The 11,861-nt window shown below is 74.5% G+C and carries 11 protein-coding genes and 1 pseudogene; 5 read left to right on the top strand and 7 right to left on the bottom strand.

The genetic code is table 11. The features are described from left to right. Position 1 precedes the first annotated feature (1 nt). Complete coding sequence (locus tag PH189_RS12860; protein WP_274189186.1) at positions 2 to 958, top strand: hypothetical protein; 957 nt, start codon at positions 2 to 4, stop codon at positions 956 to 958. An 83-nt stretch (positions 959 to 1,041) separates the two neighbouring features. Here the strand turns inward: PH189_RS12860 and PH189_RS12855 are convergent, their stop codons facing one another. Both PH189_RS12855 and PH189_RS12850 read right to left on the bottom strand, forming a co-directional pair. Continuing rightward, positions 1,042 to 1,839, bottom strand: coding sequence for an IclR family transcriptional regulator (locus PH189_RS12855; RefSeq protein ID WP_274189185.1), 798 nt, complete (start codon positions 1,837 to 1,839; stop codon positions 1,042 to 1,044). Positions 1,840 to 1,940: 101 nt separating this feature from the next. Continuing rightward, on the bottom strand, positions 1,941 to 3,464 hold the full coding sequence (locus tag PH189_RS12850; RefSeq protein ID WP_274189184.1) for a M28 family metallopeptidase: 1,524 nt from the start codon (positions 3,462 to 3,464) through the stop codon (positions 1,941 to 1,943). A 167-nt stretch (positions 3,465 to 3,631) separates the two neighbouring features. Between PH189_RS12850 and PH189_RS12845 the strand changes: the two genes are divergently transcribed. The 3 genes from PH189_RS12845 (at position 3,632) to PH189_RS12835 (ending at position 6,684) form a co-directional block, all read left to right on the top strand. Then, complete coding sequence (locus PH189_RS12845; RefSeq protein ID WP_274189183.1) at positions 3,632 to 5,395, top strand: MFS transporter; 1,764 nt, start codon at positions 3,632 to 3,634, stop codon at positions 5,393 to 5,395. A gap of 75 nt (positions 5,396 to 5,470) precedes the next feature. Further along, the gene (locus PH189_RS12840; RefSeq protein ID WP_274189182.1) at positions 5,471 to 5,785 is read left to right on the top strand and encodes a hypothetical protein; all 315 of its coding nucleotides are present in this window, start codon (positions 5,471 to 5,473) and stop codon (positions 5,783 to 5,785) included. A 20-nt stretch (positions 5,786 to 5,805) separates the two neighbouring features. After that, complete coding sequence (locus tag PH189_RS12835; RefSeq protein WP_274189181.1) at positions 5,806 to 6,684, top strand: DNA-formamidopyrimidine glycosylase family protein; 879 nt, start codon at positions 5,806 to 5,808, stop codon at positions 6,682 to 6,684. Positions 6,685 to 6,769: 85 nt separating this feature from the next. On the opposite strand, the gene PH189_RS12830 is transcribed toward PH189_RS12835, so the two are convergent. Beyond that, positions 6,770 to 7,237: a DUF2000 domain-containing protein gene (locus PH189_RS12830; protein ID WP_274189180.1), complete on the bottom strand. Its 468-nt coding sequence runs from the start codon at positions 7,235 to 7,237 to the stop codon at positions 6,770 to 6,772. On the opposite strand from PH189_RS12830, the gene PH189_RS12825 reads away from it, so the two are divergent. Next, positions 7,236 to 7,880: an AraC family transcriptional regulator gene (locus PH189_RS12825; protein ID WP_274189179.1), complete on the top strand. Its 645-nt coding sequence runs from the start codon at positions 7,236 to 7,238 to the stop codon at positions 7,878 to 7,880. The genes PH189_RS12830 and PH189_RS12825 overlap by 2 nt on opposite strands. 24 nt (positions 7,881 to 7,904) lie before the next feature. On the opposite strand, the gene PH189_RS12820 is transcribed toward PH189_RS12825, so the two are convergent. The 4 genes and pseudogenes from PH189_RS12820 to rimO form a co-directional block, all read right to left on the bottom strand. Continuing rightward, complete coding sequence (locus tag PH189_RS12820) at positions 7,905 to 8,747, bottom strand: PspA/IM30 family protein (RefSeq protein WP_274189178.1); 843 nt, start codon at positions 8,745 to 8,747, stop codon at positions 7,905 to 7,907. A 531-nt stretch (positions 8,748 to 9,278) separates the two neighbouring features. After that, a pseudogene (locus PH189_RS12815) lies at positions 9,279 to 9,494 on the bottom strand (helix-turn-helix domain-containing protein); the annotation flags it as partial. Between the two features lie 169 nt (positions 9,495 to 9,663). Beyond that, positions 9,664 to 10,287 carry a CDP-diacylglycerol--glycerol-3-phosphate 3-phosphatidyltransferase gene (gene pgsA / locus PH189_RS12810; protein ID WP_274189177.1) on the bottom strand — a complete coding sequence of 208 codons (624 nt, stop codon included), beginning with the start codon at positions 10,285 to 10,287 and terminating at the stop codon, positions 9,664 to 9,666. Further along, the gene (rimO, locus tag PH189_RS12805) at positions 10,281 to 11,807 is read right to left on the bottom strand and encodes a 30S ribosomal protein S12 methylthiotransferase RimO (RefSeq protein ID WP_274189176.1); all 1,527 of its coding nucleotides are present in this window, start codon (positions 11,805 to 11,807) and stop codon (positions 10,281 to 10,283) included. The genes pgsA and rimO overlap by 7 nt, the downstream gene beginning before the upstream one ends. Between the last annotated feature and the right edge of the window lie 54 nt (positions 11,808 to 11,861).

Here is an 11,861-nt window from a genome sequence, read left to right as displayed (position 1 = left end):
TATGGCGCTGGCGTGCCCCACGTGCGAACAGTCCGCGGCCGAGTACCTCGGGATGGCCGACGACGGGCGCAACATGATGCGTTGCACCAGCTGCGGGCACGAGTGGGTGCTCGGCGCCAAGCCGATCTCACCCCGAGCGATCAGCCAGACGACGCGGTCGCGCAGCACGACGACCCGCACCACCACTCCCCGCTCGACCACCCCCGGCGCGACCGCGCCCCGGACACGGACGTCGGTCCCGGGCAGCTCGCGGCCGGCCCGCAGCGCCCGCCCGGTGGAGGGCGTCGAGATGGCCCGGCGCCGCTTCCCGACCGTCGACGACGTGGCGCCCGGCGCCCTGGTGCGCCTGGAGAGCCTGCGCAAGGAGTTCCTCGCCGACTTCCCGCGCCCGGACCCCGAGGCCGGGCTCTACCGCGACGTCTACCGGCAGGCGTTCGAGGCCGACGCCCTCCCCTACACCACGCCGGTCGCGCTCAAGGACTTCGCCAACAGCAAGGTCGTGGCGAGGCCCGGGAACATGAGCCGCTTCAACGACGAGTGGAAGGCCCTCGGCAACCAGCAGGCGGCCGAGGCGTTCCGCGGCGTGATCGAGTACCTGCTCCGCGGCGAGGAGCCGGCGGCGCAGGAGGACCGGCTCACGACGCTGATCACCTCGGACGAGCCGCCGGCCATGCCCGGCTTCCGCGAGTCGATGCTGACCCGTGTGCTCTGCATCGCCGAGCCCGAGCGGTTCCTGCCGATCCTGGTCTACTCGAGCCCGGCCGGCGGCAAGCGCGAGATCGCCCGCCGGGTGTTCGGCCTCGAGCTCCCGGCCCCGGCGACGACGGGGCAGACGATCGGGCGGCTCGTGCACTGGAGCAACGACCTGCTCGTCGAGCTCGTCGGCCACCGCTTCGTCGACCTCGACCACGCCCGCCAGTTCCTCTGGTGGGTCAAGGACCACCCGGACCTCGGCTGACCTCACTCCCCCTGGCCGGCGACGAGCGACGCCGGCCTTCGGCGAGGTAGCTCACCGAACCAGGACCGCGAGGCGCCGCCACGTCAGGACGAGGTGCCGACCCAGCCCAGCCGGGTCGAGAGCTCCTCGGCCGCCGCTCGGAGGTCCGGGACGATCGCGCGGGCCCGGCGGCGCGGCAGTCGGTAGGCCGGGCCGGCGGCGCTCAGCGCGGCGACGACGACGTCGCCCGCACCCCACACGGGCACGGCCACGGCGTGCAGGCCCACCTCGAGCTCCTCGAAGGACCGCGCGTTCCCCTCGTCGACCACCCGGGCGAGCTCGGCGCGCAGCGCGGCCGCCTCGGTGATCGTCGACTCGGTGTAGCGGGGCAGGCGCCGGCGCAGGAACGCCCGGCGGTCGGCGTCGCTCATGTACGCGAGCAGGACCTTGCCCGCCGAGGTCGCGTGCAGCGGCGTGCGTCGTCCGACCCAGTTGCGGGTGGTCACCGACGACGTCCCGAACTCCTGGGCGACGTTGATGGCCGCCTCGCCGTCGTGCACGGCGAGGTTGACGGTCTCGCCCACCACCTCGGCGAGCTGCTGGCAGGTCGGCTGGCCGAGACGGGCGAGGTCCATGCTGCCGGTCGCCGCTGCCGCGAGGCGGACGACGCCGAAGCCCAGGGCGATCCGCCCCCGGTCGCCCTTCTGCTCGAGCAGCCCGCGACGCGCCAGGGCGGCCACCAGCCGCGAGGCCGTGGACTTGTGCACCCCGAGCTCGTCGGCCAGCTCGGTGATGCCGATCTCGCCACGGGCCGCCACGATCTCGAGCACGGTGACCGCGCGATCGACCGAACGGACGAGCGCGGGCTCCTTGCCGTCGCCGTCGCCGTCGGTGCGTGCCATCGAGGAACATCCTCTCCGGTCGGACGGTGGCGACCGGGCGGCGGGTGCGGCGCGAGGGCGGAGCCACCTCGGGTTGCGGGATGCGCAACCTTAGCGCGTCGTCAGCGTGTCTGGCGCTGCTCCCGCGACGGGACCCCGTTCGGCCCGCCGAGGTCGACCGCGTAGGTGCCCAGCGAGACCGCGAGGGCGTCGAGCATGCGGTCGAGGGCGACGCGGTCGATGTTGGCGACGGTGTCGCAGGCCTGGTGGTAGCACCGGTCGAACGGGACGCCGGCCTGGCCGCCCCACAGCGCGGCGTCCTCCGGGGTCTTGACCTCCTCGGCCCCGGTGAACAGCCCGCCCGACGGGATGCCCGCCTCCACGAAGGGCCCGTAGTCCGAGCGGCCGTCGAAGTCGGTGCCGCGCGGCGACACGCCGGTGGCGGTGAGCGCCGCGGCGAGGGTCCGCTCGATGCCGTCGGACCCGGTCGGTCCGGGCGGCGCGCCCTCTCGGTCGGAGTCGTCGCCGTCGTAGATCAGGTAGGCGGGGTTCGGCGAGGCGAGCATGTCCGAGTTGAGCAGCACCGCGATGTCGCGGCGCGCCTCGGGCGTCAGGCCCTGCACGTAGGCCGTCGACCCGAGCAGGCCGTTCTCCTCGGCGCCCCACCAGGCGAAGCGCACGGCGTTGGTCACCGGCGGGGCACCGCCCATCCGCATCGCCAGCTCGAGCTGGGCGGCCGATCCGGAGCCGTTGTCGTTGATCCCGGGTCCCTGCGGGACGGAGTCGAGGTGGGCGCCGCTCATGACCACCTCGTCTCCGCGCCCGGTGGTGGTCTGCGCGATCACGTTGCGGGTGGTCACCGTCGCCGAGCGTGTGGCGAGAGTCAGGCCGACCGGGGTGCCGCCGCGGGCGACGAGCCCGTCGAAGTCGGCCTGCAGGAGCCCGCCGGTGGGCAGGCGGCCCTCGGCGACGGAGCCGAGCGTGCCGCCCAGGGGGCCCGGCGCGTTGTTGCCGACGAGCACGGCCGCCGCCCCGACCTCCGCCGCGACCTGCTGCTTCTGCGTGAACGTGCACGAGCCGCGGCGCACGAGCACGACCGCGCCACGGGCCGGCAGGGTGGCGTAGTCCGTCGCCTCGCAGCCCGGCGTCGGGTCGGCCGGCGCGTCCGGGGCCACCACGAGCGGCGCGGTGACGCCGCCCGGCGGGGTCGACGGCGAGTAGGTGAGCGCGGTGACCGCCGGACCGGGCGCCCCGGCGACGGTGAGGGACTCGCCGTCCACGGCGAAGGTGTCGAACGGGAAGCTCGGCGTCTCCACCCGGAACCCCGCCCGGCGCAGCTCGCCCGCGACGTACTCGACGCTGGCGTCGTAGCCCGGCGAGCCGGCCGCGCGGTTGCCGCCGTTCGCGTCCGCGATCCGCTGCAGTTCCGCCAGCCGCGCGAACGCCGCGTCCCCGGTGCTCTGCTCGGCGAGCCGGCGCGGCAGCCCGGGGTCACCGGTGGGTGCGGCGGCCGGGCTCGGCGCGGGCGGGGTCGTCCCGGGCGGGGTCGGCGTCCCCGCGCCTCCGCTCCCCCCGGTGCCGCAGGCCCCGAGCGCGAGGGCGGCCACGATGACCAGCGCCGCGGCGCTCCGTCGAGACGCGATCATGCTCACGGACCGTAGCGGATCGGCACGGACGCGGTGACGGCAACCGCGCGGACCGGACGCGGGGCGCGACAAGAGACACGTGTCCCGAGGAATGCCCGCCGTCTACAGTTGGTTCGGCCCAGTTAGTTGGTACAGCCAATTACCCCTCACGTCCTCCGGGAGGATGCGTGCCGAACACCGGCGCTCCGGAGTCGGTGGACGCCGCAGCGGGCCGCGCGGCTCCCCGCCCGGCGCTCGTGGTCTCGGTCCTGTCGTCGGTCGGGCTCGTCGCGGCGCTGTGCATGACCCTGGTCGTCCCGATCGTTCCGCAGCTCCCCCAGCTGCTCTCGACGACGTCCGCCACCGCCTCCTGGGTGATCACCGCGACGCTGCTCGCGGGGGCGGTGGCCACGCCCATCGCCGGCCGGCTCGGCGACATGATCGGCAAGCGTCGCGTCCTGCTCGCGACGCTCGGGCTGCTCGTCGTCGGCTCGGTGCTCTGCGCCGTGACCTCGGAGCTCGTGCCCGTCCTCGTCGGCCGCGCCCTGCAGGGCGTCGCGGTGAGCGCGGTGCCGCTGGGCATCAGCCTCATGCGCGACACGCTCCCGCCCGAGCGCCTCGGGTCCGGGATCGCGCTGATGAGCGCGACGCTGGGCATCGGCGGCGGCCTGGGCCTCCCGCTGGCCGCCGTGATCGTCGAGATCGCCGACTGGCACGCCCTGTTCTGGGTGGCGGGCGCCCTAGGGCTCGCGGGCCTCGCGCTCGTCGCCGTGATCATCCCCGAGTCGACCACCCGCTCCGGCGGACGCTTCGACACCGGCGGCGCGGTCGGGCTCTCGATCGGCCTCATCGGCCTGCTGCTCGCCGTCTCCAAGGGCGCCGAGTGGGGCTGGACCAGCGCCGCGACCCTGGGCTCGGCGGGCGTCGCCGTCGTCGCCCTCGTCGGGTGGGCGCTCTACGAGCTGCGCGTGCGCGACCCGCTGGTGGACCTGCGCCTCAACGTCCGGCGCGCGGTCCTGCTGCCGAACCTGATCTCGATCCCGGTCGGCGTCGCGATGTTCACGGGCATGGTCGTCTTCCCGCAGCTGCTCTCCGCACCGGTCGCCTCCGGCCACGGTCTCGGGCTCAGCCTGCTCGTCGCCGGGCTCACCCTCGCCCCGAACGGCCTCGTCATGATGGCCATGTCGCCGGTGACCGCCCGCATCTCGACGATCTGGGGTCCACGGACCTCGCTGCAGATCGGCCTGGTCATCATCGCCGGGGCCTACGGCGCGGGCACCATGCTGCTCTCCGCGGCCTGGCAGGTCTCGCTGGTCATCGCCGTGATCGGGGCCGGCGTCGCGCTGGCCTACGGCGCGCTCCCCGCGCTGATCATGCGGGCGGTGCCGACCACCCGCACCGCCGCCGCCAACGGCCTCAACACCCTGATGCGCTCGATCGGCACGTCGACGGCCTCGGCCGTCGCGGCGGTCGTGCTCTCGGCGTCGACCGTGCCGGTCGAGGGCACGCTCGTGCCCTCGCTGGCGGCGCTGCGCACCACGCTGATCATCGCCGCGGGCTGCGCCGTCCTCGCCCTGCTCGTCAGCCTCGCCGTGCCCTCCCTGCCCGACCCGGCCCGACACGTGGAGTCGTTCGGGGACGCCCCCTCCGACGACGCCCCCGAGGTGCCGGCCGCGCCGGCGCTGGTCCGCGGCCGGGTCCTGCACGACCACGGCGCCCCGGCGACCGGGGCCCGCGTGACGCTCGTGGGTCATGACGGCCGGCAGCTCGCGGTCATCCCGGTCGATCCCGACGGCGGGTTCGCCGCGGACCCCGGTGCCGAGCGCCCCGTCCTGCTCATCGCGGGCCTCGCGGGCGCCCGGCCCGCGGCCGTCCACGTCGTCCCGGGCCAGGACACCCTCGACCGCCCGCTCGTGCTGGCGACGCCCGGCGAGCTGATGAGGGAGAGCTGAGCCCGGGGGTTTGTGTCGCGCCCCGTCCGTGGCATTCCTCCCTCCAGGACCCGACGACGTGTCCGGGAGGGCTCCATGTCGAGCGACGACACCCCGGTGGTGGCGGTCCGCCAGGCCACCGCCGCGCTGCGAGCAGGCACCGTCACGCGTGCCCTCGACAGCGACGACCTCGGGCTGCTGGGCGCGGAGGCCCGCGGCCTGGTCGAGCAGCTGGTCGACGTGCTGCAGAGCGTCGACCGGGCGACCACCGATCCGCGCGACCCGCACACCCGCGACCTGAGCGCGCTGCGTGAGCGGCTCGCCGGCGCTCTCCGACCCATCGACGTGGCCGGTGACCCGCGCGACCGCGTCGGCGACCAGGAGGTCCGCGTCGGTCGGCCCGACGACTGACCTGGTGGGACGATGGCGACGTGCCCGAGGGTGACACCGTCTTCCTCGCCGGCAAGCGCCTGCACGACGCGCTGGCCGGCGCGACGCTGACGCGCGGGGAGCTGCGGCACCCGCGTCTCGTGGAGCACGATCTCGCCGGGCGCACCGTGCTCGAGGTGGTCAGTGTCGGCAAGCACCTGTTCACCCGCTTCGACGACGCCACGAGCCTTCACAGCCACTTCCGCATGGACGGCACGTGGCACCTCTACCGGCCGGGCCGTCCCTGGCGCGGGGGTGGCGACCACCAGATCCGGGCGATCCTCGAGGTGCCCGATCGCGTCGCCGTCGGTTACCGGCTGCACGACCTCGACCTGCTGCCCACCGCGCACGAGGACACCTGGGTGGGCCACCTCGGGCCCGACCTGCTCGGCGACGACTGGGGGCCCGACGCGGCCGCCGAGATCGAACGGCGCCTGCGCGCCGACCCGGCCCGCGAGCTCGGCGCCGCCCTGCTCGACCAGCGGGTGGCCTGCGGGGTCGGCAACCTCTACAAGGCCGAGATCTGCTTCCTGATCGGCGTGTCGCCGTGGACGACGGTCGGCGACCTGTCCGACCGGCAGGTCCACGACGCCGTCGCCTGGGCCCGCAAGCTGCTCGAGCGCAACGCCTGGCGCCCCGAGCAGTCGACCACCGGCGACCTCGGCGGGAACGCCCAGCACTGGGTGTTCGAGCGGGGTGGGCGCGGGTGCCGCCGGTGCCGCGACGTCGTGCGGACCGCGGGGCAGGACGATGGTTCGCCGGACCGCGAGGACCGCATCGCCTACTTCTGCCCCACCTGCCAGCCCGGACCGCACCCCCCGCTCGAGCGGCGGCGTGGTCGCCGGCCCCAGCAGCAGTCGGGCCGTCAGGCCCGCTACTAGCGAGCAGCATCGACTGCTCGGGGACGACGCCAGTTCGCCGCAACACTTCGGAAACCGAAGCAACTCCACGACCTCGACAACGACCTCACGGGTGCATCCGCGCATCCTTGACGATCTTGTCGACCGCGTTGCGGGGTCCGTGCACCGCGAGGCCGACGAGGTCGAGGTCGTCGCGACCGACCTTGGCCACCGCGGCGCGGTTGTCGGCGTCGTTGCCCGTCGCGAACAGGTCGGCGGTGAACACCGCGATGCGCAGCCCGCGGCCGAGGGCGCGCCCATGGGCGGCGCGCACCACCCCGGCGTCGCCGGCGAAGACCATCACCGGCTGGCCGAGCATCGGCAGGTAGGCGGTGCCGTCGGCGTCGGCGTAGGGCTCGCCGACCAGCTCGGGGGTCGCCGCGGTGATCCCGCTGACGAGGAACGCGGTGACGTTGAGGGCCTGCCAGCCCGCGAGGTCGTCCCGCAGGACGACGGCGATCTTGGTGTCGAATGCGCTGCTCACCGGCTCAGCGTCACCGGGGCGGACCGCGCCGGTCTTGTACGTTCCTGGCATGGCTGGCCCGGCCGAGCACGTCCGCGCCTGGCGCCCGGAGGTCCCGGGGGTCACCGAGGTGTTCCACGCGCGGTTCACCGAGCACGCCTATCCGTCGCACACCCACGACGCGTGGACCCTGCTGATCGTCGACGACGGCGCCGTCCGCTACGACCTCGACCGCCACGAGCACGGCGCGCTGCCGTCGTCGGTGACGCTGCTGCCGCCCCACGTCGCGCACGACGGGCGCTCGGCCCGTCCCGGCGGGTTCCGCAAGCGCGTCGTCTACCTCGACGACACCGCCCTGCACGGCCCCTCGCTCACCGGGCGCGCGGTGGACCGGCCGGCGTTCGACGACCCGGTGCTGCGCCGGCGCATCGACCAGCTGCACCGCGCGCTCGCCCACCCCGGTGAGGAGCTGGCGGCGCAGAGCCGGCTCGCGTTCATCACCGAGCGGCTCGCGGCCCACCTCGGCGACGAGCGCGCCTCAGCGCCCCGCGACCCCGGCCTCGCCGACCTCGCGCGCCGCCTCGTGCTCGGTGGGATGCCGCCGGCCGAGGTGGCGGCGGCCGCGGGGTTCCACGACCAGCCGCACCTGACCCGGCATTTCCGCCGCGTCACCGGCACCACGCCGGGCCGCTTCACAGCGGCCCGGCGCGGATGACCTCCGGGACCGGAGCTTCAGTACTCAGTACTGGCGCGGGGCCTGCGTGTTCTGGGTGGGCTGCGCCGCGGGCGCGGGCTGGGCCTGCGTCGGCTGCGCCGGCTGGACCTGCGGCTGGGCCGCCTGCCCGGCCGGGATCTGCGCGCCCCCGCCCATCGAGGCGCGGATCTGGTCGAGGCGGCTCTTGCCCGCGAAGTCGCGGGTGGACTCCTCCACCTCGAGCATCCGGCCCTGCACGCTGTTCTGCGCCAGCTCGGCCTGACCGAGCGCGGTGGAGTACCGCCGCTCGATCTTGTCGCGCACCTCGTCGAGCGACGGCGTGTTGCCCGGCGCCGCGACCTCGCTCATCGAGCGCAGCGATGCGGAGACCTGCTCCTGCATCTTGGCCTGCTCGAGCTGGCTGAGGAGCTTGGTGCGCTCGGCGATCTTCTGCTGCAGCATGTTGGCGTTGCGCTCGACGGCCTGCTTGGCCTGCTGCGCCGCGCCGATCGACTGGTCGTGCAGCGTCTTGAGGTCCTCGACGTTCTGCTCCGCGGTGACCAGCTGCGAGGCGAACTGCTCGGCGCTCTGCTCGTAGCGCCGCGCAGACTCCTCGTCGCCCTTGGAGCGCGCGTCGTCGGACATCACCAGCGCCTGCCGCGCCGAGGCCTGCAGCTTCTCGATGTCGGCCAGCTGACGGTTCAGCTTCATCTCCAGCTGGCGCTGGTTGCCGATCACCGACGCGGCCTGTTGCGACAGCGTCTGGTGCTGACGCTGTGCGTCCTCGATGGCCTGCTGGATCTGGACCTTCGGGTCGGCGTTCTCGTCGATCTTCGAGGAGAACGCGGCCAGGAAGTACCGCCAGGCCTTGACGAAGGGGTTGGCCATCTGCTCCCGCCCAACTCGTGACGTCGATACGGCTCAGGCCGCGACAGCCGCGCCTGGTCTCCCGACCATCGTCTCACCTCCTCGCGGAGGCTTCCACCGACCCGCCCATCGGCGACGATCACGCGAGCCGGACGCTCACACCGATCACACGGCTCAGGCCGCGGCGCGCACCACGTGCGACCGCGGACCGCTGGTCACACCGCCCGCCAGACCGACCAGACGCACGGTCGTCGCCCCCTCCACGGGCGCCACGACCTCCTCGTCGGAGTCACGCTGCGGCAGGCCCTCGGGCTCGGGCAGCGCGACCGTGCGCGGCGCGGCGGGCTCCTCGGGCTCCGGCGGGGTCGGGAGGGTGGCGGACATACTGGCCGACATGCCGGCCGAGGCGTCGTCCCCGGAGGTCGTGGGCTCGAAGGCCTCCTCGACCGCGGAGCGCAGCGCGGCGTCCACCCCGGGCGCGTCCCCGAAGCCCCGCGGAGCGCCGGCACCGACCCCGGCCGGGACCGGGCGCGGGGCGGGACGCAGGACGTCGGCCACCTCGTCGAGCAGTTCGGGCAGCGGCAGGGAGAGCGCCTCGCAGATCGCGGCGAGCAGCTCGCTCGACGGTTCCTTGCGCCCGCGCTCGATCTCGGAGAGGTAGCCCAGGCTCACGCGCGCCTCCTTCGAGACGTCACGCAACGTGCGGCGACGCTCGGTCCGGGCACGGCGGATGCTCCCGCCGATGGCCTCCCGCAACAGCAGCGACATGCCACACCTCCCACCACCGGCCGCGCGGGGTTCCCCTGGCGGCACCTCGGAGGGAGGGCCGTCGACGACCGTGTCCGTTCACCGTACCGACGCGCGACGATCAGGGAGCGTGTCGCGATCCCCGCCGCGTTCGCCGAGGGCGAACGCCCCGCCCCGGTAGACCGCGCCGTCAGACCGCCGTCGCTCCGGCCTTCGCCCGCGCACGCAGGCGCAGCGCGCGGATGAGGTAGTCGAAGCCGGTGACGACCGTGACCACCACGGCGGCGACCATCAGCACCGCGACCGCGGGCTCGAGCACCACGGGCAACGGCATGATCGCGAGCCCCAGCGCGAGCGTCTGCACCACCGTCTTGATCTTCCCGCCGCGGCTCGCCGGGATCACGCCGTGGCGCAGCACCCAGAACCGCAGCAGCGTCACCCCCAGCTCGCGGACCGCGATGGTGATCGTCACCCACCACGCGAGCTCCCCCAGCATCGACAGCCCGACCAGGGCGGCGCCGGTGAGGGCCTTGTCCGCGATCGGGTCGGCGATCTTGCCGAAGTCGGTGACGAGGCCCCAGCGGCGGGCGAACTCACCGTCGAACGTGTCGGTCAGCGACGCGAAGGCGAACACGGCGAACGCGCCCCACCGCCACGCGGAGCTCTGGCCGTGGTCGACGAACAGCACGACGAGGAACACCGGCACGAGGAGCAGGCGCACCACGGTGAGCCCGTTCGCGATGTTGACCAGTGGCACGGGGGCGACCACGCCCGTCGGGGTGGTCGGTCCGCCCGGGCCGGCGTCGGTCACCACGCTCCGGCACCGACCGGCGCACCGGTGGCGGGGTCGGACGCGGGCTCGGTGCCGGCACCGTCGGTCACGACGGCCAGCGCCTCGACCACCAGGTCGATCCCCTCGGCGTCGGTGACCGTTCCCCGGACCACGACACCCGGGTCGAGCCCGTCGAGCAGCTCGGGATCGCCCTCCAGGCGACACTCGCCGTCGACGTCCGGGCCCTGGTGCGGGGCGCGCCCCACCCAGCAGTCGTCCTCGGCGTCGTACCGCTCGACCAGCACCTCGACGGTGGTGCCGACCCGACGCGCGGCCCGGTCCTCCGCGACGTGCTCGGCGAGCTGGGTGATTCGCTCGACGCGCGCGGCGATCTCCGTCGGGTCGACCTTGTCGGGCAGGCCGAGCGCCTCGGTGCCATCCTCGTCGGAGTAGCCGAACACCCCGACCGCGTCGAGCTCGGCCTCGGAGAGGAACGCCTCGAGCTCGGCGAGGTCGTCCTCGGTCTCGCCCGGGAAGCCGACGATGACGTTCGACCGGATGCCCGCCTCGGGATCGAGCGCGCGGATCTCACGGCAGAGCGCGAGGAACGTCTCGCGCGACCCGAAGCGCCGCATCCGGCGCAGCACCGCGGCGCTGGCGTGCTGGAACGAGAGGTCGAAGTAGGGCGCCACCCGGGGCGTGCGGGCGATGGCGGACAGCAGCGGCGGGCGCACCTCGGCCGGCTGCAGGTACGACACGCGCACGCGCCGCAGCCCGGGCACGGCGGCGAGCTCGCCGAGCAGGCGCTCGAGCGCGCCCCCGGCGGCGCCCCGGGCGTCGATGTCCTTGCCGTAGGACGTGGAGTTCTCGCTGACCAGCAGGACCTCGGCGACGCCGTGGTCGGCCAGCCAGGCGGCCTCGGCGACGACGTCGCGGGGGTCGCGGGAGACGAAGGCGCCGCGGAACGAGGGGATCGCGCAGAAGCTGCAGCGCCGGTCGCACCCCGAGGCGAGCTTGAGCGGGGCCACGGGGGCGTCGTCGAGGCGCTGCCGCGGCACGGTCGGCACCCACTCGTGGCCGGGGATGCTCTGGTCGCGCACGGCCTCGGGCCGCTTCACCGGGCTGATCGGCAGCAGCGTGCGCCGGTCGCTGGGCGTGTGCGACGCGAGGGGCCGCCCGGCGAGGACGTCGTCGAGCCGGGAGGGCAGGTCGCCGTAGTGGTCGAACCCGAGCACCGCGGCCGCCTCGGGCAGCGCCTCGGCGAGCTCGGCGCCGTAGCGCTCCGCCATGCAGCCGACCGCGACGACCCGGGCGTTGCCGCCGCCCGCGGCCAGGACGGCGTCGACCGAGTCCTTCTTCGCCTGCTCGACGAACGTGCAGGTGTTGACGACGACGACGTCCGCGTCCCCGTCCGTTCCGTCGGAGGAGGCGCTGACGTCCCACCCGTCCGCGGCCAGCCGACCGGCCAGCTCCTCGGAGTCGACGTCGTTGCGGGCGCACCCCAGGGTCACGAGCGAGACCCGTGGGGGACGCTCATCGGTACCGGGGGAGCTCTCGACCACCTGCCCAGCCTATCGGCCCGGGGACTGGCCTACCCTCCGCCGGTGTGAGCGTCC

Source organism: Actinomycetospora chibensis (genome assembly GCF_028737215.1).
In the GTDB taxonomy this organism is placed as follows: Bacteria; Actinomycetota; Actinomycetes; order Mycobacteriales; family Pseudonocardiaceae; genus Actinomycetospora; species Actinomycetospora chibensis.
Note: the sequence above shows the minus strand (reverse complement) of the source record. Positions and strands in the feature narration are given on the sequence as shown.